Below are 19,983 nucleotides of genomic sequence, written 5' to 3'. Positions count from 1 at the left end.
CTACAGGCCAGCGAGCCGCCGCACCTCGTCGGGCGTCACGCCCTCGGCACGCAAGGAGGCCAGACTCTGCGAGCCAATGGATTTGGAGAGCTTGCGCCCTTCCGCATCCAGCAGCAGCGCATGATGGGTATAGAGCGGCGCCGGCAGGCCCAGCAGCACCTGCAAGACCCGATGCACCGAGGTCGCCGCCTTCAGGTCCGCTCCGCGCACCACATGGGTCACACCTTGCAGGGCATCGTCCACCACCACGGCGAGGTGATAGGCGGTCGGCACCTCCTTGCGGGCCAGGATGACATCGCCCCAGGCCAGCGGATCGGCGGCAATATTCGTCCCTTCTCCCGCCGCATCCACCTCTCGCCAGGCGAGGGGGCCCGCCCGCGCCACCGCAAGCGCTTGAGCCCGCGCCATATCGAGGCGCAGCGCATAGGGCTCGCCCGCCGCCACGCGCCGGGCGCGCTCCGCCGCACTCATCGCCGCGCGGGGGAACGGGAACAGCGGCGCCCCATCCGGGTCGCTCGGCCAACCCGACCGCTCGGCCACAGCGCGGCGGATATCGCCACGGGTCTCGAAGCTGGGATAGATCAGGTCCAGCGCTTCCAGCCGGGCCAGTGCGGACCGATAGTCGGCGAAGTGCTGGGATTGTCGGCGCACCGGCCGCTCCCAGTCCAGCCCGAGCCAGGCGAGGTCTTCATAGATGCCGGCCTCGAACGCGGGCCGGCAGCGGGTGGCGTCGATATCCTCAATCCGCAGCAGCAGCCGGCCCCCGCTGGCCCGCGCCAGCGCGCCATTGATCAGCGCGGAGCGCGCATGGCCGAGATGCAATGGCCCATTCGGGCTCGGCGCGAAGCGGAAGACGGGGCGGGTCACGGCGTCAGCGGACCGCCACCACCGCGACACCAGCACCCACCATCACGCCGCCGGCGGTGCGATTGACCCGGCGCACCACCTTGGGCGTCCGCAGGAGCCGGCGCGCACGACCCGCCAACAGCACATGGCCGCCGATCACCAGCGCCTCTACGGCAAGAATGACGGCAGACAGGCTCGCCAGCTGTCCGAGCGTAAGGGAGGGGCCCACCACATTCGGCAGCAACGCTACATAAAAGAGCGGCATCTTCGGGTTGCCGAGATTGAGCGCGACGCCGGTGGCAAAGTCCGGCAGCGGCCCGCGCCGCGCCGCCATGGGCGCCAAATCGGGCACCACCGGCGGGGCGGTCCATAGCCGCACGCCCATCCAGACCAGCCAGGCGGCACCGGCATAGCGCAGCACCGTCATCAGCCAGCCCATTTCCTGCGCCAGCAGAGAGAGGCCGCAGGCGGCGAGGCCGAGAAAGATGAGCACCCCTGCGACCGTGCCAGCACCATAGGCAAGCCCGGAGGGCGCACCATGCGCGAGCGTGCGCGCAACAATGGTCATGTTGTCCGGGCCGGGACTCGCGGCAAAAACGAAGAAGGCCGCGGCGAAGGCGAGCAGCGTCGAGGCATCCATGGGTTCCTCCCCCGGCGCGGCGGCGCGCCCCGGAGGCTCAGGATAGAGGCTTCGCCCGTTGGGGTTAAGCTCAGAACTGCCGCGCCACCATCATCTTCTTGATTTCGGCGATGGCCTTGGCCGGGTTCAGCCCCTTCGGGCAGGCCTTGGCGCAATTCATGATGGTGTGGCAGCGATAGAGCCGGAACGGGTCTTCCAGGTCGTCCAGCCGTTCGCCGGTGGCCTCGTCGCGCGAATCGATCAGCCAGCGATAGGCCTGCAGCAGGGCGGCGGGGCCGAGATAGCGGTCGCCATTCCACCAATAGCTCGGGCAGGAGGTGGAGCAGCAGGCGCAGAGAATGCACTCATACAGCCCGTCCAGCTTCTCGCGGTCGCCCCGCCCCTGGCGCCATTCCTTTTCCGGCGCCGGCGTCTCGGTGTGCAGCCAGGGCTCGACCGAGGCGTGCTGGGCGTAGAACTGGGTGAGGTCTGGCACCAGGTCCTTCACCACGGGCATGTGCGGCAGCGGATAGATTTTCACCGCGGAGGCGTCCACGTCGTCCATGCTCTTCAGGCAGGCGAGCGTGTTGGTGCCGTCGATGTTCATCGAGCACGAGCCGCAAATACCCTCGCGGCAGGAGCGGCGGAAGGTGAGCGTCGGGTCGACCTTGTTCTTGATCCAGATCAGCCCGTCGAGCACCATCGGCCCGCAATCGTCGCGGTCGACATAATAGGTGTCGACGCTCGGATTCTTCCCGTCATCCGGGTTCCAGCGGTAGATCTTGTACTCGGTCAGCCGGTTGGCGCCGGCGGGCTTGGGCCACACCTTGCCTTCGACAAGCTGCGAGTTCTTCGGAAGCGTGAGCTGGACCATGGCGAGCGATCGTTCCCCGGCTCAATACACCCGCTTGCGCGGCTCGATGTACTGGATGTCGTTCGACAGCGTGTAAGTGTGCACCGGCCGGTCGTCGAGGCGCACGGACTGCGTCTCGAAGTCCATGAAGGCCAGCGTGTGCTTCATCCAATGGGCGTCGTCGCGCTCGGGAAAATCCTCGCGCGCATGGGCGCCGCGGCTCTCGGTGCGGGCGGCGGCGCTTTCCATGGTCACGCTCGCCTGCGCGATCAGGTTGTCATATTCCAGCGTCTCGATGAGATCGGAATTCCAGATCAGCGAGCGGTCGGTGACGCGGATGTCGCTGGAGCCGGCGAACACGCCAGCGATCAGCTTGCGCCCTTCCTCCAGCACCTCGCCGGTGCGGTAGACCGCGCAATTGTTCTGCATCACCTTCTGCATCGACAGACGCAGTTCGGCGGTCGGCGTACCACCCTGCGCGTTGCGGAAATGGTCGAGGCGCGCCAGAGCGAGATCGGCGGAGCCGGAAGGCAGTTCGCGCTGCTTGTCGCCCGGCGTCAGCAGTTCGGCGCAGCGCAGCGCCGCCGCGCGGCCGAACACCACGAGGTCGGTCAGCGAGTTGGAGCCGAGACGGTTGGCGCCGTGGATGGAGACGCAGGCGCATTCGCCCACCGCCATCAGCCCGGGCACCACATGGTCCGGATTGCCGTGCTTCTTGGTGACGACCTCGCCGTGGAAGTTCGTGGGGATGCCACCCATGTTGTAATGCACGGTCGGCAGCACCGGGATCGGCTCCTTGGTCACGTCGACGCCGGCGAAGATCTTGGCGCTCTCGGAAATGCCCGGCAGGCGCTCATGCAGGATCGCCGGGTCGAGATGGTCGAGGTGCAGGTAGATGTGGTCCTTGTTCTTGCCGACGCCGCGCCCCTCGCGGATTTCCATCGTCATGGAGCGGGAGACCACGTCGCGCGAGGCAAGGTCCTTGGCCGAGGGGGCATAGCGCTCCATGAAGCGCTCGCCCTCCGCATTGGTGAGGTAGCCGCCCTCGCCGCGCGCGCCCTCGGTGATCAGGCAGCCCGAGCCGTAAATGCCGGTCGGGTGGAACTGCACGAACTCCATATCCTGCAGCGGCAGGCCGGCGCGCAGCACCATGGCATTGCCGTCGCCGGTGCAGGTATGGGCAGAGGTGGCGGAGAAATAGGCGCGGCCATAGCCGCCGGTGGCGAGGATCACCGTCTGCGCGCGGAAGCGGTGGATCGTGCCATCGTCCATCTTCAGCGCGATGAGGCCGCGGCAGCGCCCCTCCTCGTCCATGATCAGGTCGAGGGCGAAATACTCGATGAAGAACTCGGCCGAGTGCTTTAGCGCCGCGCCGTACAGCGTGTGCAGAATGGCGTGGCCGGTGCGGTCGGCGGCGGCGCAGGTGCGCTGCGCCGGGCTCTTGCCATAGTCCACCGTCATGCCGCCGAAGGGGCGCTGGTAGATGCGGCCTTCCTCCGTGCGCGAGAACGGCACGCCCCAATGCTCCAGCTCATAGACGGCGGCGGGGGCGTGGCGCACGAGATACTCAATGGCGTCCTGGTCGCCCAGCCAGTCCGACCCCTTCACGGTGTCGTACATGTGATAGCGCCAGTCATCGGTGCCCATATTGCCGAGCGAGGCGGCGATGCCGCCCTGCGCCGCCACCGTGTGCGAGCGCGTCGGGAACACCTTGGTCACGCAAGCGGTGCGAAGCCCCGCCTCGGAACAGCCGACCACGGCGCGCAGCCCCGCGCCGCCGGCGCCCACCACGACAACGTCATAGGTGTGGTCGGTGATGGGATAGGCCGCCCCGAGCGGCGAGGCCCCGTTGGCGGCGCCATTGGCGGATGAGGTCCCGGCCATGGTCTCAGCCTCCGAAACTGATCTTGAGGACGGCGAACGCACCGGCGCTGCCGACCGCGATGGTGAAAAAGGTGTTGGCGATCAGCGCGAGCACCTTCAGCCCCTCCGTGTGGACATAGTCCTCGATCACTACCTGCATGCCGATGCGCATGTGGAAGCAGATCGAGAACAGCAGCAGCAGCAGCACGATGGCGACGAGCGGATGGCCGATGATGGCCACCACCTGCGCCTGCTCCTGACCCGCTGCCGCTATTACGATGGGCAGGGCGATCAGGATCAGCAGAAGATTGCCGATCGCGGTGAGCCGCTGCAGCCAGAAATGGCCGGTGCCGGAGCGCGCGGAGCCGAGGCCGGCGACCCGCCGGCGCGGCGTGCGCATGGAGGAACCCGGGGAAACGCTCATGATCAGCCCTTCACCAGCCAGATGACCACCCACATGACGACGGTCAGCGCGACCGAGCCGCCGATGGTGAGCTTGGCGAACAATTCGCGCGGCCCGGGGCCGAAGCCCGCACCCGTGTCCCAGATAAAGTGACGAATGCCGCCCAGCGCATGATGAATCAGCGCCCAGCTGTAGCCCACCAGCACCAGAAGCCCCAGCCAGCTGCCGTAAAGCCCGTTCACGGTGCTGAAGGCCTGGCCGGAGCTGGCGGCAGCCAGCAGCCAGATCACCAGCAGCGCCGTACCGAAATACAACGCGACGCCGGTGATGCGATGCACGATGGACATCATCATCGTCAGCATCGGGCGGTAAATTTGCAGATGTGGGGAAAGGGGCCGCTCGGCCGCTCCTGCCATGTCGGTGTCCCAGATCACTCAGGAAGATGAAGTGTGCGTAGCGGAAACGATTGCAGTTCGCAATCATTCCAAAGGCAAATCCTATCGCTCCTCCGCGCGCCCTCTTTCGGGTTGCGCTGCAGCACGCGCACCCTAGCGCAACCGCGCCGGCTCGCGCACCCCCCTTTTCGCCAACGCGGCGGGCGGAGGAAAGCTCCACGAAAGCTGCCGCTGACGGGCTGTTAACCATCTTTGCCTTTTAATTGACGGAAATCCGCCGTCAGTAAGGGTCCTGCGGAACCCGCCCATTCGAGGTCGCGCCGTCCATGCTTTTTGCGAAACCCAGATGCCTGCTGGGCGCAGCCCTGGCGATGTTCCTCGCCCTTGGCGGGTTCGCTTCCTCGCCGGCCGAGGCCCAGGCGCAAGACGCGCCGCAGGATTCGGTGCGCAGTCTGGTTTCCGGCGGCCTCTCCCGCGAATTCATCCTGCACCGTCCGGCGAACGCCGGTCCCGGCCCGCTGCCCCTGGTGATCGCGCTTCACGGCGCGCTGCAGCCGGCCGGAATGATGCAGCGCTATCTCGATCTCGACGCCATCGCCGACCGCGAGGGATTCGTTGTCGCCTACCCCAAAGGCATGAACCTCCTCTGGAACGACGGCCGCAGTTCGATCGCCGGCTTTATTCCGCTGCTGCACAAGCGCGACGATGGCCGCTTCGTGCTCGACGTGCTGGACACGCTGGTCGCTGAGGGCATCGCCGATCCCTCGCGCGCCTATCTCATGGGCTTTTCCAATGGCGGCTTTCTCACCGCCTATGTCGCCTGCAACTATGCCGACCGCTTCCAGGCCTATGCGACGATGATGATGACGGTGCCGGTCGGCTATACCGAGAGCTGCCGTCCGTCGAAGCCCGTGCCGATCCTCTTGATGAACGGCACTTATGATCCCATCGTGCCGATGTTCGGCCGTCCCACCCCCGGCGCCCGGCTGATGTCGGCGGACGCCACCGCCGCCCTGTTCGCGCAGCTCGACGGCTGCGCCGCGCCGGACATCTCCAGCGTCCCGCAGGCCCGCATTACCCGCTGGAACAATTGCGCCCCCGGCGCCGCCGTCGCCTATTACGAGATCGCCGGCGGCCATCAGCCGCCCGCGCAGTCGACCGATGCGGTGGACGCGTTCGCCTCCGTGCTGCTCGGGCCGCGCCGCAGCGGGCTCGACGCGCCGGAAGAGATCTGGAGCTTCTTCAAGCGTTTCGGCGGCGCCCCGGCGGCCGAAATCGCGGCAGCCGCGCCCGCCGCCGCAGCGCCAGCGGCCGTCACCTCCAACACCCGTGCCGCAGCCCCCGCACGGACGGCCACCGCTGCCCGGCCGATCCTGCGCGAGCCGACGACGATCGCCAGCGCCTGGCAGGGTATCGTGCCGGAAGCCGAGACGCCTGACGCCGGCACGCCCGCCCCCGCCGCTTTCGCCGCGACGGGGGCCACCCCCGGGCTCAACAGGCCGCTTGCGCCCGGCGCCCCTCTGCCTTTGCAGGCAGGCTTCGGGCAAGGTGGATTCGTTCAGGCCGGCGCGGGACAGGCAGCTACGCCGGCCGCCGCGACCCGCCTCGCACAGGTGCCGCTGCCGCCGCCCTCGCCGCTGCGCGCCCGGGCCGCAAGCGCCCAATAGCGCTCCCGCCATCCTTTTGCCGCGAGGCCCCGCTTTAGATCGGGACTTCGCCGCTCGGCGCCCGCGTCGAATCGATGACGGGCCGGGTTGACGGGCGCGATCATGGGCGGCATCGTCCCTCCATCTATCGCGGGGGTATCTTAAAACCTCTCGACGTGTCCTTGCGCAAGCGACCGCTTGCCGGGCCGGATCACAGAGCCAGCGCCCGGCGGGCGCCGGGCCCACGAAGCGAGCGCCGCCGGGCGCCGTTGTAAACATATGAGCGCACCCCGGTTTTCGACCGCGCGGCGCACCACGAGGGAAGGCGGGGAAGCCTGTTGGAGACGAGGCGCGGACTGGCAGGCGCGAGGCGTGGGAACCTCACGGCGCTCGATCTCGGCGACGAGCCGCCGCTCGGCGTCGACGGCGATGCCGAAGAGCCGATCAACCGCCGCCGCATCTCCATCCGCTGGCTGATGGCGACGCTGCTCACCGGCATTTGCGGTGCGGCGCTGATGGGCGGCGCGGTCTATGCCGCGCTTGATGGCGAATACCGCTTCGCCCAGTCGCCGGAGACGGTGCGCTCGGCGTTGCGCGGCACGCTGGCGGCGGGCGAGCGCCCCTCAAACGTCGCCCGCAAGGGCGACCGCATGTCGATCCTCTCCGAGAGCTTCAGCGCCAAGCAGACGCTGCGCCTGTCCACCACCGTCAAGGACGGCGACCGCGAGGTCATCAAGGTGCGCGCCGTCACCAAGGTGGCGACCAATCTGGCCCAGTCCGTCACCTCCGCCTCGGTTGACGTGCCGCGTTTCAACCCGGCCAAGCTGATCGCCGAATCGACCAATGACGACACCGATGCGGTGCAGGCCGAACCCACCGGCGACCTCACCATCGTTCTGCGCGACATCGCCACACTTCCGCCCAGCACCCGCTTCGCCGCCGAACTGCCGATGGAAGATGTGCTGATGAAGGTGCGCGAGACCGCCGAATTCAGCGTGCCCACCGCCGATGCTCGCGCACCGGCTTTCCCGGGCCTCGGCATGATGGCCTATGCACCGTCCGGCGCCGCCGATCCGCTGAACGCACTGCAACAGCCCGAAAACATGTCGGCGGTCGACAAGTCGGCCGAGGATGCCTCCGGCGGCAATGACTGGTCCGAACGTACCGTCGTGGCCAAGGCGGGGGACACCGTCGCCTCCATCCTCATCGACCTCGGCGTGCCCGATGTCGCGGCCAATGGCGCGGCGCGGGCCTTCGGCACGCGCGAACTTTCCGGCAAGCTCACCCCGGGCCTGCGGCTCAAGGTGCTGCTCGACAACGCCACCGAAGGGGCGATGCCGCTGCGCGTGGCGGTGTTCGGCGAGAGCGGCCATCAGGGCACGGTGGCGCTGTCCGACAGCGGCACTTTCCTCCCCGTTCAGGAGGCGAGCGACACCCAGCTCGCCGATCTCGGCCCGGACGATGGCGACGAGGACAGCGGCGGCGGGCGCATCACCCTTTATGACAGCATCTGGGAGACCGCGCTGCGCCACGAGGTGCCGCGCCCGGTGATCGAGAGCATGATCCGCGTCTATTCCTTCGACGTGGATTTCCAGCGCCGCGTGCGCGCCGGCGATTCGCTCGAAGTGCTCTATGAGCCCGACGAGGCGGGCGGCGCCGGCGGCGTGCTCTATGCCGGCCTCACCGTCGGCGGCGAGGAACGACGCTATTACCGCTACCAGACCCCCGATGACGGGCTGGTCGATTTCTATGACGACGCGGGCAAGAGCGCGAAGAAGTTCCTGGTGCGCAAGCCGCTCTCCGGTGGCCAGCTGCGGTCGGGCTTTGGCATGCGCCGCCACCCGATTCTGGGCTATAGCCGCCTGCATTCGGGCGTCGACTGGTCCGACCGCACCGGCACGCCGATCTACGCCGCCGGCAATGGCGTGATCAAGAAGGCGGCCTGGACCTCCGGCTATGGCCGCCGCATCGAGATCCAGCACGCCAATGGCTATGTCACCACCTATTCCCACCAGTCCGGTTTCGCCAAGGGCATCCGCGAAGGGGTGCGGGTGCGCCAGGGCCAACTCATCGGCTATATCGGCTCCACCGGCCTCTCCACCGGCGCGCACCTGCATTACGAAGTGCTGGTGAACGGCCGCTTCGTCGATCCGATGCGCATCCGCCTGCCGCGCGGGCGGGCGCTGGACGGGCGCATTCTCGCCAGCTTCGAGAAGGAGCGTGCCAATATCGACGCCCTGCTCAACCACAGCAGCGCGCCGCGCGTGGCCTCCAGCAACGCCGGCGACGCCGAGACCAATTGATGCTTGATGGTCCCCGCCTATCGCCCCGCTCCGGCGAACCGGCTACCTCGCTGGTCGTGCTGCTGCACGGCTATGGCGCCGACGGGCGCGACCTGATCGACCTCGGCGACTATTGGGCGCCGCTGCTCCCCAACACCGCCTTCGTCTCGCCCCATGCCCCGGAACCGCTGGCCATCGCCCCGGTCGGCCGGCAATGGTTCGGCTACACCGAACGCAACGACCGCGAACGCTGGGCCGGGGTGCAGAGCGCGCAGCGCGCGCTCGACGGCTTTCTCGACGCCGAGCTGGCGCGGCTGAACCTGCCCGGCTCACGCCTCGCGCTGGTCGGCTTCAGCCAGGGCACGATGATGGCGCTGCATGTGGGCCTGCGCCGCAAGGTCGCGCCCGCCGGCATTGTCGGCTTCTCCGGCATCCATGTCCTCCCGCCCGAGGGCGCGACGGCGGCCTTCGCGGAGGAGATCACCGCCCGCCCGCCCGTGCTGCTCATCCATGGCGACCTCGATCAGGTCATCCCGCCCATGGCGCTGCCGCGCGCGGTGGAAAGCCTGCAGCAGCAGGGCGTCGCGGTGCGCGCGCACCTGTCCAATGGCCTCGCCCACGGCATTGACGGCACCGGCCTGTCGCTGGCCGGCACCTTCCTTACCGAGGTGCTGGCCTGAAGCCGGGCCGACGCGGCCAATTGCCAGCCGGCGCTTCACAAGACTGACACGCTCCCTATAGACTATTGCCGTGCGTCACGCGGCGCCGACTCGAGCGACCGTGCGGACGTTCCTGACAGGGAGCGAGCGTTGACGGCGACTTTGTCTCCGGGTGCCTGGCCTGCCCTCGTGCTCAATGCCGATTACCGGCCTCTGAGCTATTACCCTCTCTCGGTCTGGGCGTGGCAGGACGCCATCAAGGCGGTGTTTCTCGATCGGGTGAACATCGTCGAATATTACGAGCGGCAGGTCTCCAGCGCGACCTTCCAGATGCGGCTGCCGAGCGTCGTCTCGCTCAAGACCTTCATCCGCCCGTCGCGTCAACCGGCCTTCACCCGTTTCAACGTCTTCCTGCGCGACCGCTTCACCTGCCAGTACTGCGATTCCCGCGAAGACCTGACGTTCGATCACGTCATTCCGCGCTCACGCGGTGGCCAGACCACCTGGGAGAATGTCGTCGCCGCCTGCTCGCCCTGCAATCTGCGCAAGGGGAGCCTGATGCCGGAGGCCGCCCATATGGTGCCGCGCCAGAAACCCTATCAGCCGAGCGTGTTCGACCTGCACCAGAACGGCCGCCACTTTCCGCCGAACTACCTGCACGACAGCTGGATGGACTATCTCTACTGGGACACCGAACTGGACCCGTGAGCCTCGACGGCTCGGGCCTTGGCCGTCGCGCCCCACATCGCCACCACCAGCAGCGACGCGGCGATGAAGGCATTATAGCCGGCGAGGGAAAGGCCCAGCAGGCGCCAGGGCGCCTCGTCGCAGCGCACCACCCGCGCCGTCTGCAGCTGGCCGAGCAGGTTGCCGCCCCCCACCGCCGGGCCGGCACCCGAACAGGTTTCCGGACCGGCCCACAGGCCCCATTCCACCCCGGCATGGTAGACGGCGAGAAACGCGCCGAGCGCCATCAGCATGCCGGCAAGCGCCAGCGCCACCCGCGCCAGCCCCTCCTTGCCGAGCCCCCCGCACAGCGCGCCGATGAGCGCCACCGGCACACCGATATAGTAGGGAATGCGCTGTTCGAGGCAGAGCGGACAGGGCGCCAGCCCGACCACGAGCTGAAAATACCAGGCACCTCCAAGCGCTCCGGCGCCAATCACGGCGACCACCAGTCCGGCGGTGACCTGCCGGTTGCGCACCGCGCGGCGGGCGTCGGCGGACGGGGCGGTGGCCGTAGACGGGGCGGGAGACGGGGCGGGAGACGGGGCGGTCATGGCGCGTCACTCATGCTGGCAGCCGCTGGGCGAGCGGCCGGATATTACTAGCCGCTCCCCCTGCCGGCGCAAATGGGACGGAACATCACGTCTGACGGATGCTGACAAGCGCCTGCAGAGGTGCATCGCAAGACGTCGACACGGCGCTGCTCCTGTCGTGTAGACGACGCACAGGGCTGGCATTCTCCCGTCCCCTGACCAACCGCCGCAACGACTCTCGAAGTGCCTGGCATGATTGGCTAAAGGTGAAGAAGGCTTCTGACGGCGGCAGGGGCCTCCACCGTCAAACGGATTGAGAGCACATATGCGCGTCGCGATGATCGGCACAGGTTATGTCGGCCTGGTCTCTGGCACCTGCTTCTCCGACTTCGGCCACGATGTCACCTGCGTCGACACCGACATTGCCAAGATCGAGCGGCTGAAGGCCGGCATCATGCCGATCTTCGAGCCCGGCCTCGACGATCTCGTCGCCCGCAACGTCGCCGGCGGCCGGCTGCACTTCACCACCGATCTGCCTGCCGCCGTGGCCCACGCCGACGTGGTGTTCATCGCCGTGGGCACGCCCTCGCGCCGTGGCGACGGCCATGCCGACCTGTCCTATGTCCACGCCGCCGCCCGCGAAATCGCCCGGGCGGCCAAGGGCTTCACCGTCGTCGTCACGAAATCGACCGTGCCGGTGGGCACCGGCGCCGATCTTGAAGCGATCATCCGCGAGGACGTACCGGAGGCGGACATCGCCGTCGTCTCCAACCCGGAATTCCTGCGCGAAGGCGCGGCGATCGAGGACTTCAAGCGGCCGGACCGCATCGTCGTCGGTACGGACGATCCGCGGGCGCGCGAGGTGATGGCCGCGCTCTACCGCCCGCTGTCGCTGAACGCGGCGCCGCTGCTCTTCACCGAGCGGGCCAATGCCGAACTGATCAAATACGCCAGCAACGCCTTCCTCGCGATGAAGATCACTTTCATCAACGAGATGGCGGATCTGTGTGAAAAGGTCGGTGGCGACGTGCAGGAAGTGGCGCGCGGCATCGGGCTCGACCGGCGCATCGGGCCGAAATTCCTGCATGCCGGCCCCGGCTATGGCGGCTCCTGCTTCCCAAAGGACACGCTGGCGCTCGCTCGTACGGCGCAGGAAGCGGGCACGCCGCTGCGCCTCATCGAAACCGTCACCACGCTGAACGAGACCCGCAAGGCGGCGATGGGCCGCCGGGTGCTGGAAGCGCTCAGCGTGCCGCCGCGCGGCGCCACCGTCGCCGTGCTCGGCCTTACCTTCAAGCCGAACACCGACGACATGCGCGACAGCCCGGCGATCAACATCGTGCAGTCGCTCATTGACCGGGGCGTGAAGATCCGCGCCTATGACCCGGTCGGCATGGAAGAGGCGCGCAAGGTCCTGCCCGAGGGTATCCATTACGCCTCCGGCGCCTATGAATGCGCCGAGGGCGCCGACGCCCTCGTCATCGTCACCGAATGGGACGCCTTCCGCGCGCTCGATCTCGACCGGCTGAAGGCGCAGCTGCGTAGCCCCATCGTGGTCGATCTGCGCAACATCTACCCGCCTGAAGACCTCATCAGCCGCGGCTTCACCTATGTCGGCATCGGCCGGGGCGATCTCGTCACCGGCTGAGCCGGGAACGGCATCCCCCCGGCCGCGTTCTCACCCCGACCCATACGCGGATACGGCGACCACGAGTCACCGCCGGCAGAACAGGGGGGGATGAGCGGCGTGCACAATCGGGACAAACGCGCGCTGTGGAGCGCGGCCCTCAGCGGCGCGGCGATCGGCGCCATCGTCGCAATGGCTTTTCGTCCAGGCGGACGCGCGGGCTCCGACACCATTTCACCCGCTTCTTGGGCGGAAGCCGGCCGTGGGCGCGCCGCCACCCGCCCCACTGAGATCCCAGCGAAAGGCTGGCGCGACATCGTGCTGCGCACGGGCAAAGCCTTTTTCGCCAACCGGGTGCTGAGCCTTGCCGCCGGCGTCACCTTTTACGCGCTTCTCGCCACCTTCCCGGCGCTTGCCGCCATCATCTCGCTCTATGGGCTGTTCCTCAATCCGTCGACCATCCAGGGCCAGCTCGAAGCGACCGCCTGGTTGCTGCCGTCCGGCGCGATCGAGGTGATGCGCGACCAGATCCTGAGGTTGACCGCGACGGAGACCGCGAGCCTCGGCTGGCGCTTCCTGATTAGCCTCGGCGTGGCGCTGTGGAGCGCCAATGCCGCGACCAAGGCGATGATCGAAGCGCTGAACCTCGTCTATGAGGAGGAGGAGCGGCGCTCGTTTTTCCGCCTCACCCTGGTCACACTCACCTTCACCATCGGCGCCGTGCTGTTCGCCGTGGTCGCCCTGGCGGCTGTCGTGGTGTTGCCGCTGCTGCTCAACTTGCTGCACCTTCCGCCCGGCACGGAACGGCTGATCACGCTACTGCGCTGGCCGGCCCTGGCGGTGATCGTCGCGCTGCTCATCACCATCGTCTACCGCTTCGGCCCTTCGCGCGAACGCCCGCAATGGAAATGGGTCAGCCTCGGCAGCGCGGTTTCCGCCGTGCTGTGGCTCGCCACCTCCGCCGGCTTCTCTTGGTATGTCAGCCGCTACGCCTCCTACGAGCAGACCTATGGCTCGCTGGGAGCGGTGATCGGCTTCATGGTGTGGATCTGGCTGTCCATGTCGGTGCTGCTTCTGGGGGCAGAGCTGAACGCCGAGATCGAGCACCAGACCGCCCGCGACACCACGACCGGCCCGCCTCTGCCGCTCGGCCTGCGTGGTGCACATATGGCGGACACCATCGGCGCGGCGCAGGACTGAGCCGCCTCCGCACGCGGCACTCAAAGCACGATCATGCGGTCCGGCAGTTCGTTTGCGTCGCCGGGAACCGGCGGCACATGCCGGGCGAGGATGTGCCCCGCCGCCGTCACGCCGTCGGCCAGTCCATCGGCAAGCCGCCCCTCGCGGGCGCCGGACAGCACGGCGGCGCACACGCCCTCCCAGGCGTCATGTCCCACCTGGCCATGGATCGCCTCATCGGCCACGACCTCAACCAGATGGTCACCCGGCGCCACCAGGATCAGCACCCCGGTGCGCCCGCGCGTCTGATGCACGCCGAGTGTAAGGAAGTGGTCGATGGCTGCCGCCCGGCCCGCTTCTTCGCGGGCGAAGCGCGGCACGGTGAAGGCACCGATCGGGGAGAAGATCAGCACCGCACCGGCGAGGATGAAGGCGCAGGTCTGCAGCGAGAGCAGCATCGGCGTGTCGAGCGCGGTCAGCAGCGCGAGCGGCCAGGGCAGCACCAGTGCCAGCAGCGCCGCCCACATCAAACCGTAAAAGCCGTGACTCACCAGCGGCCGGGTGAGAACGAGAACGCGAATCTCGCCGGCCGTCGTCGCCTCTGCGGCGGCTATGGCGGCGGCGACCCGCGCGTGTTCGGCTTCGCTCAACCCCGCCGCCATCACCAGCTCCCCGAAGCGCCGCCGCCACCGGAGGAGCCTCCTCCACCTGAAAATCCGCCTCCACCACTGCCCCCGGACCAGCCGCCACCGCCGCTGCGGCGCGACCAGTCCCAGCCGGCGGCGCCGCCGGTGAGCGCGCCCGCGCCGCGCCGTCCGCGCGTGCGCAGATGGCCGGACTTCGCCTGGCGGTAGAACACATAGGCCCAGAAGGCGATCATCAGCACGATGAAGACGAGATGCGCCCAGTCCTCCGCGCTCATCTCCGGCTCGGCGGCGGTGCGCGCCCTTGCCTTCGCCTCTTCAGGGTCGAGATTGAGCACCTCGATGACCGCGTCCGCGCCCTTCTCGATGCCAGCAGCGACATTGCCGGCCCGGAAATCGGGGAGAATCGCGGTCTGGATGATGGTGCTCGCCACCGCATCGGGCAGCACGCCTTCCAGCCCATAGCCGGTCTCGATGCGCACCCGCCGCTCATTGGGCGCGACCAGCAGCAGCACGCCATTGTTCTTGTCGGCCTGGCCGAGCTTCCAGAAGCGGAACAGCCGGTTCGCGTAATCCTCGACCGAAGTGCCCTCAAGCGAGGGCACGGTGGCGACGACGAACTGGTCGGTGCTGCGCGCTTCCTGCGCAGCGAGCTTCGCCTCCAGCGCCGCACGGGCGTCAGGGGGCAGCACCTGCGCGGCATCGACGACGCGGCCGGAGAGCGCGGGAAAAGTCAGTTCCGCCCGCGCCCCGCCCATGCCGAGAGCGAGGCCGGCAAACACCAGCCCCGCCAGCAGCCAGAGCGCGGCGGCACGCCGCAGAGGCGAAGACGGGAGGGTCCGCATGGTCAGTTGAACTTCACCTGAGGCGCTTTCATCTGCTCCTCCGAGATGGTGAAGGTCTCCATCGGCTTGCTGCTGCGGTAGAGCGTGCTCGCCCACAGAACGCCGGGGAAGGTGCGCAACTCGGTATTATAGACGCGCACCGCCTCGATGTAATCGCGCCGCGCCACGGCGATACGGTTCTCCGTGCCTTCGATCTGCGCCTGCAGGGCGAGGAAATTCTGGTTTGCCTTCAGGTCGGGATAGGCCTCGGACACCGCGATCAGCCGGCCGAGCGCGCCGGAAAGCTGCGCCTGCGCCTGCTGGAACTGCTTGAACTGTTCGGGATCGGTAATGGTGGAAGCGTCCACCTTGATCGAGGTCGCCTGCGCCCGCGCCTGTGTCACCTGGGTGAGGACCTCGTTCTCGTGCTGGGCATAGCCCTTCACCGTCTCGACGAGGTTAGGGATCAGCTCGGCGCGGCGCTGATACTGGTTCAGCACGTCGCTCCACGCCGCCTTCGCCTTCTCCTCATTGGTGGGAATGTTGTTCACACCGCAGCCGGCGAGGCCGGTCGCCAGCATGACCAGCAGCAGCGGCCCGAGAAGGCGGCGGGAGAGCTCGGACAGGCGGGACAGATTCAGCATGACGGGCCCTTTCCCAGCGCAGCCGCCGCAGCGGCTCACCGATTATAGAGCGGAGCGGGTGACAGTTCACCCATTCCCGCGCGGCCGGGCCCGCCCGGCACGGCGCGAGCGCGTCACGACTTACCGCCGCGCTCGCCCAGCACGTTGAAGGCGATCATCATGGAGACGGCGAAGCCCACGAGGAACAGGGCCGAGGCGAAGGGAACGGGGAGAAAGCCGAGAGCGCTCATGGCGGCACGTCCAGTCAGAGAGGCGCTTGATATAGGCGCGCCAGCCCGCTTTGGGATGACGCGCATCAATGCGGGCAAGCCATTGATGAATTGCAAAAATGACCGCGCTTGGGCGGATTTTTCACCAGGCTGCGACCTCTTGCCGTCACGACCGTGATGTCACCAGCTTCAGCTCCCGCAACTCCGGCGCGGTGAAATAGAACATCTCCTGCGGCGGGGTCTCCATGGCATTGATCCACACCCTCGGATCGACTCCCATCTCGACGAGATGGCGCTGCGCCTCGGCGGAAACGCGCTGCGCCTGCGCCATGCCTTCGGCGCCGTCGAGGCGTGGCATACCCGGCGGCTGCGCCGCGAAGACCTGATGCACGCCGATCGCCGCGCCGGGCTCGGCCGTTCGTGCCACCCCTGCCGCGAAGATAAGCGGGCAGGACGAGGCGCACAGGCCCTTTCCCTCGACACGGGTGTCGAGCCCGCGCGCACGAATCGCCCGCCCCATGGCCAAGGCATCGGACACCGCCCCGCCGGGAGAGTTCAGCACGACGGTCTTCACATAGGAACCACGCTTGTCGAGTTCGGCCGTCAATCGCTCGGCCGTGCCGGGCGTGATGGTACCGCGCGCTTCCAGCCGGCCACCGGCCAGCAATTCGAGGCTCATCGGCTGGCGCAGTGCGGAATCGGGCGCGCGGCCGCGACGGTCCTTCTCCGGCGCCGCCCGGTCCGGCCGGGTTGAAGGGAGATAAGGCACCGCTGGCGCCTCGGCCGGGGCGGAAGGGTTCGCGCCCGGGAGGGCGGGCGACGCCTGTTCGCGCTCATAAACATCCCACGCCACCGCGACCACCGACAGCACGATCAGGCCGCGGAAGATCACCCGCAGCAGTGTCTCGTCCGGCCGTTCGCCGAGGGCGCGGCGCCACCGGGCCAGCGGAGGAGAAGAGGATGGCGGGGCGGCGGCGTCCACGGCTCAGTCCTTCTTGGCCCGGCCAGCAGGTAGGGTGGTCACCGTGGCGGCCGGCGACATCTCGGCCATGACCGCTTCGAAACTCTCATCCTCCTCGACCGTTCGCCGCTCCTCGCCCACCTGACGGGCCAGCCGCAGCGCGGCGATGAGCTGCGCCGCCGACATCGTCTCCGCCTCGGCCGGCTGCTCTTCGCGCCGGATCGCGGCGTGGACGACGCACAGGATAAGCACCAGCACCGCCGGAAGCAGGTCGATGGAAATCGCCCCGGCCCAGCTCGGCAGAAAATCGCCGGCATAGCGCACCACGGCCTCGGCAGTGGAGAGCGGCTGGAAACGCGCCGGCTCCACCGCGCCGGCGCCGATGATCTTGTCGGCTGCCTGAGAGAGCGCGCTGGCCTGTGCCTGTACCGCCTTCTCGACACTGCCGACGACGGCGCTCTGCCGCCCGGCGAGATCGGCGGTGCGGCCATCGGCGGCCGGGGCAATGAAGCCGGTGACGAGATCGTCCGCTGCCCGTCGCACCGCCGGCGCCATCGAAGTCTGTTCCAGCGCGGCAATGGTGCCGATCAGCGCCAGCGCCTCGGCGCCGAAGGCATCCGAGCGGGCCTTGATGTCGCCCTGGCCGGAAACGAATTCGCGCATGCGGGCGATCTGCGCGCTGCCCTCGGCATAGAACGCCTTGGCCCGCTCTCCGCTCGCCGCCACTTCGCGCGCGAGATCGTCGAGCTGGCTCGACATCTGGCTCAGCAGCTGCACGACCGTGCCGGAGCCGCCCGTGCCGGTCAGCGCGCCGCCGCGCTCAGCTTCGGCGAGCCGGGCGAAACGGGTCGAGGCCAATTGAATGTCGGGCAGCAGGCTTTGCGCGCCCAGCGCCCGGTTATGCGCCGTGTCGAGGTCGCGCGTGTAATTCTGCACCGTTACCGCGAGGTGCTGCTCGATCGCCGCCGCTCCGGCGAGCGCTGCCGCGTTCAGCCAGGACGACATGGCGATAATCATCAGCGAGCCGAGCAGCATCGCCGCCGTCAGCCAGAGCCGGCTCGCCACATCGCGCACATGCGGCAGGAAGCGCAGCAGGAACGACCAGAAGGCGTAGATCGCGACAGAGACCGCGCTCGAATAAATGATCGCCGCGAAAACGGTCATGACGGGCGGGCCGTCGAGCAGTTCGCGCACGCCGAGATAGGTATAGACGCCCGAGGCCAGCGCCAGCACGGCGAGCGTGAGGCGCATGGTCACGTCGAGCCCGGACACGCCTTCGCGCAGAGCCGATACCATGCAGGGGACCTTCGTGGAGAAACTTGGCTTATTTTGCCGGGCTTTACGCCCGCAATGTGACGTAAAGGCACGTCGCCGGCGGAGCTCGCGTCACGGCTGCGTGACCCTGCGGCGAGACAGCGGCTCGGCGCAGGCCGACGTCGAGGGTAATGTTGTCGGAGGGAAATCGGAGGGCGCTTAGATCAGCGCCGAAATGCCCGGAAGCCTGGTGGAGCCGAGGGGATTTGAACCCCTGACCTCTGCAGTGCGATTGCAGCGCTCTCCCAACTGAGCTACGGCCCCAAGCCTCAGGCCGCGCCTTGTACGTTCGCCGCCGGGGCTGTGTCAAGGCGGCTCGGCACGGTTGATGCGCGGGGCTGTGAATCAGGGTTGCCGCAATGCGGCGGCAGCATTAAGCATCGTGGCGGACGGCGCTTCGGGGTCGGGTCCGGTCCGGTGGAAAACCCGGTCGCAGACCCAATCTCCCGCGTGACGAGACACGTCCGCGCCGTGCTCCCGCCCCTGCTCCGAGGCTGCCGATGTATTCGATTCTCTGGCTGTTCGACACGCTGATCACGCTTTATGTCTGGATCCTGATCGCCTCGGCCATCCTGTCCTGGCTGGTGGTGTTCAACGTGGTCAACGCGCACAACCCCATCGTCCGCAGCATCGGCGAATTCCTCTGGCGGGTGACCGAGCCGGTGCTGGCGCCGCTACGGCGTGTGCTACCCAATCTCGGCGGCATCGACGTCTCGCCGGTGATCCTGATCATCCTGCTCTATTTCATCCGCAACCTGGTGTTCGAGCTCGTCGCCGGCTCGTGAGCGCGCCCCTTCCGGCGCCGCCCTGGACGCTGACGGCCGAAGGCGTGACGGTGACGGTGCGCGCCACCCCGCGCGGCGGGCGCGATGCGATTGACGGCATCGTCGAACTCGGCGACGGGCGGCGCGCGCTGAAAGCGCGTGTCAGTGTCGCCGCCGAGGACGGCAAGGCCAATGCCGCGCTGGCGAAACTGCTGGCCAAGGCGACCGGTCTCGCGCCCTCGCGGGTGGAACTGCTGGCGGGAGCGACCGGCCGGACCAAGAGCTTTAGGCTCATCGGCAACGGGCAGGAAATCGCCGCCCGGCTGGCAAGCATTGCCTCCGCTGCCGATTGAGCGGGTCCAGCGTCGCTAGGAGGCGTCAGGCGTTCCAGCCGAAGGCCAGCTTCTCCAGTGCGCGGCCGCCGAAGCTCTCGGTGGAACGCGCGACGCCCATCCCGCCCATGGCGCGGTAGAAGCTCACGGCCGGATCGTTGGCCGCCAGCGCCCACACCGCCAGCCCGTCAAAGCCGGCGCTGACGAGTTCCTTGCGCGCGTCCTCGAACAGGCGGCGACCGAAGCCGAGCCCCTGATATTCCGGCCGCAGATAAAGCTCGTAGATTTCGCCCTCGAAGGGCAGCCCGCGCGCACGGTTGCGCCCGACATTGGCATAGCCGGCCACCGCGTCGCCAAAGGTGAGGACAATGACGCGCGAGCCGCGCTTCAGCGCGGTGTGCCACCAGGCGGGGCCCCGGCGCTGGATCATCTTCTCCAGCTCGGCACCGGGGATGAGGCCGCGATAGGCCACTCGCCATGCCGCATCATGGATATCGGCAATGTCGCCTGCATCGGCCAGGCGCGCCCGGCGTGTCTCGACGAGAAGCGTGCTCATGAGCTGATGGGAGCAAATGCGCTTCGCAGGATCAAGGGCTTTCCGCAGCGTCGGGGCGATCGTTCCACCGCACCGTGGCGCCAGGGTCACGCTTCGACCCCATG

21 protein-coding genes and 1 tRNA gene are annotated in these 19,983 nt (G+C 68.1%); 8 read left to right on the top strand and 14 right to left on the bottom strand.

The window, feature by feature from the left end:
- The 6 genes from gluQRS to sdhC all read right to left on the bottom strand — a co-directional run bounded on the left by gluQRS (position 1) and on the right by sdhC (position 5,000).
- Positions 1–867, bottom strand: a complete 867-nt coding sequence (gene gluQRS, locus J2S75_RS17330; protein WP_307021652.1) for a tRNA glutamyl-Q(34) synthetase GluQRS — start codon at positions 865–867, stop codon at positions 1–3.
- Between the two features lie 4 nt (positions 868–871).
- The gene (locus tag J2S75_RS17325; protein ID WP_307021649.1) at positions 872–1,486 is read right to left on the bottom strand and encodes a LysE family translocator; all 615 of its coding nucleotides are present in this window, start codon (positions 1,484–1,486) and stop codon (positions 872–874) included.
- 70 nt (positions 1,487–1,556) lie between these two features.
- Complete coding sequence (locus J2S75_RS17320) at positions 1,557–2,339, bottom strand: succinate dehydrogenase iron-sulfur subunit (RefSeq protein ID WP_307021647.1); 783 nt, start codon at positions 2,337–2,339, stop codon at positions 1,557–1,559.
- A gap of 21 nt (positions 2,340–2,360) precedes the next feature.
- Complete coding sequence (gene sdhA, locus J2S75_RS17315) at positions 2,361–4,202, bottom strand: succinate dehydrogenase flavoprotein subunit (RefSeq protein WP_307021645.1); 1,842 nt, start codon at positions 4,200–4,202, stop codon at positions 2,361–2,363.
- Positions 4,203–4,206: 4 nt separating this feature from the next.
- Positions 4,207–4,605: a succinate dehydrogenase, hydrophobic membrane anchor protein gene (sdhD, locus tag J2S75_RS17310; RefSeq protein WP_307021643.1), complete on the bottom strand. Its 399-nt coding sequence runs from the start codon at positions 4,603–4,605 to the stop codon at positions 4,207–4,209.
- Positions 4,606–4,607: 2 nt separating this feature from the next.
- Entirely contained in the window at positions 4,608–5,000 is a 393-nt protein-coding gene (sdhC, locus tag J2S75_RS17305; protein ID WP_307021641.1) for a succinate dehydrogenase, cytochrome b556 subunit, read from the bottom strand.
- Positions 5,001–5,350: 350 nt separating this feature from the next.
- Here sdhC and J2S75_RS17300 point away from each other — a divergent pair, with 350 nt between their 5' ends.
- The 4 genes from J2S75_RS17300 to J2S75_RS17285 all read left to right on the top strand — a co-directional run bounded on the left by J2S75_RS17300 (position 5,351) and on the right by J2S75_RS17285 (position 10,274).
- Positions 5,351–6,646 (top strand): CE1 family esterase, encoded by a 1,296-nt coding sequence (locus J2S75_RS17300; protein ID WP_307021639.1) that lies wholly within the window; start codon positions 5,351–5,353, stop codon positions 6,644–6,646.
- A gap of 317 nt (positions 6,647–6,963) precedes the next feature.
- Positions 6,964–8,928: a M23 family metallopeptidase gene (locus J2S75_RS17295; protein WP_307021637.1), complete on the top strand. Its 1,965-nt coding sequence runs from the start codon at positions 6,964–6,966 to the stop codon at positions 8,926–8,928.
- Complete coding sequence (locus J2S75_RS17290; RefSeq protein ID WP_307021635.1) at positions 8,928–9,587, top strand: alpha/beta hydrolase; 660 nt, start codon at positions 8,928–8,930, stop codon at positions 9,585–9,587. The genes J2S75_RS17295 and J2S75_RS17290 overlap by 1 nt, the downstream gene beginning before the upstream one ends.
- Before the next feature lie 129 nt (positions 9,588–9,716).
- On the top strand, positions 9,717–10,274 hold the full coding sequence (locus J2S75_RS17285) for an HNH endonuclease (RefSeq protein ID WP_244450312.1): 558 nt from the start codon (positions 9,717–9,719) through the stop codon (positions 10,272–10,274).
- Here the strand turns inward: J2S75_RS17285 and J2S75_RS17280 are convergent.
- Positions 10,247–10,846, bottom strand: a complete 600-nt coding sequence (locus J2S75_RS17280; protein ID WP_307021632.1) for a disulfide bond formation protein B — start codon at positions 10,844–10,846, stop codon at positions 10,247–10,249. The two genes, J2S75_RS17285 and J2S75_RS17280, sit on opposite strands and share 28 nt — an antisense overlap.
- A gap of 304 nt (positions 10,847–11,150) precedes the next feature.
- Here J2S75_RS17280 and J2S75_RS17275 point away from each other — a divergent pair, with 304 nt between their 5' ends.
- Entirely contained in the window at positions 11,151–12,473 is a 1,323-nt protein-coding gene (locus J2S75_RS17275) for a UDP-glucose dehydrogenase family protein (protein ID WP_307021631.1), read from the top strand.
- Between the two features lie 90 nt (positions 12,474–12,563).
- Positions 12,564–13,652 carry a YihY/virulence factor BrkB family protein gene (locus J2S75_RS17270; RefSeq protein ID WP_307021630.1) on the top strand — a complete coding sequence of 363 codons (1,089 nt, stop codon included), beginning with the start codon at positions 12,564–12,566 and terminating at the stop codon, positions 13,650–13,652.
- 20 nt (positions 13,653–13,672) lie between these two features.
- Here J2S75_RS17270 and J2S75_RS17265 read toward each other — a convergent pair whose 3' ends face one another.
- The 6 genes from J2S75_RS17265 to J2S75_RS17240 form a co-directional block, all read right to left on the bottom strand.
- Entirely contained in the window at positions 13,673–14,293 is a 621-nt protein-coding gene (locus J2S75_RS17265) for a TPM domain-containing protein (protein WP_307021628.1), read from the bottom strand.
- Entirely contained in the window at positions 14,293–15,120 is an 828-nt protein-coding gene (locus tag J2S75_RS17260) for a TPM domain-containing protein (RefSeq protein WP_307021626.1), read from the bottom strand. The genes J2S75_RS17265 and J2S75_RS17260 overlap by 1 nt, the downstream gene beginning before the upstream one ends.
- Before the next feature lie 2 nt (positions 15,121–15,122).
- Positions 15,123–15,743, bottom strand: coding sequence for a LemA family protein (locus J2S75_RS17255; protein ID WP_307021624.1), 621 nt, complete (start codon positions 15,741–15,743; stop codon positions 15,123–15,125).
- A 375-nt stretch (positions 15,744–16,118) separates the two neighbouring features.
- Entirely contained in the window at positions 16,119–16,934 is an 816-nt protein-coding gene (locus J2S75_RS17250; RefSeq protein WP_307021622.1) for a COG3904 family protein, read from the bottom strand.
- 3 nt (positions 16,935–16,937) lie between these two features.
- The gene (locus J2S75_RS17245; RefSeq protein ID WP_307021620.1) at positions 16,938–18,209 is read right to left on the bottom strand and encodes a hypothetical protein; all 1,272 of its coding nucleotides are present in this window, start codon (positions 18,207–18,209) and stop codon (positions 16,938–16,940) included.
- Between the two features lie 206 nt (positions 18,210–18,415).
- Positions 18,416–18,491 (bottom strand) — tRNA-Ala (locus J2S75_RS17240).
- 236 nt (positions 18,492–18,727) lie between these two features.
- On the opposite strand from J2S75_RS17240, the gene J2S75_RS17235 reads away from it, so the two are divergent.
- Together J2S75_RS17235 and J2S75_RS17230 are read left to right on the top strand one after the other, a co-directional pair.
- Positions 18,728–19,012 carry a YggT family protein gene (locus J2S75_RS17235; protein WP_244450303.1) on the top strand — a complete coding sequence of 95 codons (285 nt, stop codon included), beginning with the start codon at positions 18,728–18,730 and terminating at the stop codon, positions 19,010–19,012.
- Positions 19,009–19,344 (top strand): DUF167 family protein, encoded by a 336-nt coding sequence (locus J2S75_RS17230; protein ID WP_307021616.1) that lies wholly within the window; start codon positions 19,009–19,011, stop codon positions 19,342–19,344. Before J2S75_RS17235 ends, J2S75_RS17230 begins: the two co-directional genes overlap by 4 nt.
- Before the next feature lie 25 nt (positions 19,345–19,369).
- Here J2S75_RS17230 and J2S75_RS17225 read toward each other — a convergent pair whose 3' ends face one another.
- A complete protein-coding gene (locus J2S75_RS17225; protein WP_307021615.1) occupies positions 19,370–19,879 on the bottom strand; it encodes a GNAT family N-acetyltransferase in 510 nt (169 codons plus the stop codon).
- Between the last annotated feature and the right edge of the window lie 104 nt (positions 19,880–19,983).

The sequence above is a fragment of the Ancylobacter polymorphus genome (assembly GCF_030813495.1).
Taxonomy (GTDB): Bacteria; Pseudomonadota; Alphaproteobacteria; order Rhizobiales; family Xanthobacteraceae; genus Ancylobacter; species Ancylobacter polymorphus.
The sequence above is the reverse complement of the archived record's forward strand: the minus strand, read 5'-3'. Positions and strand labels throughout refer to the sequence as shown.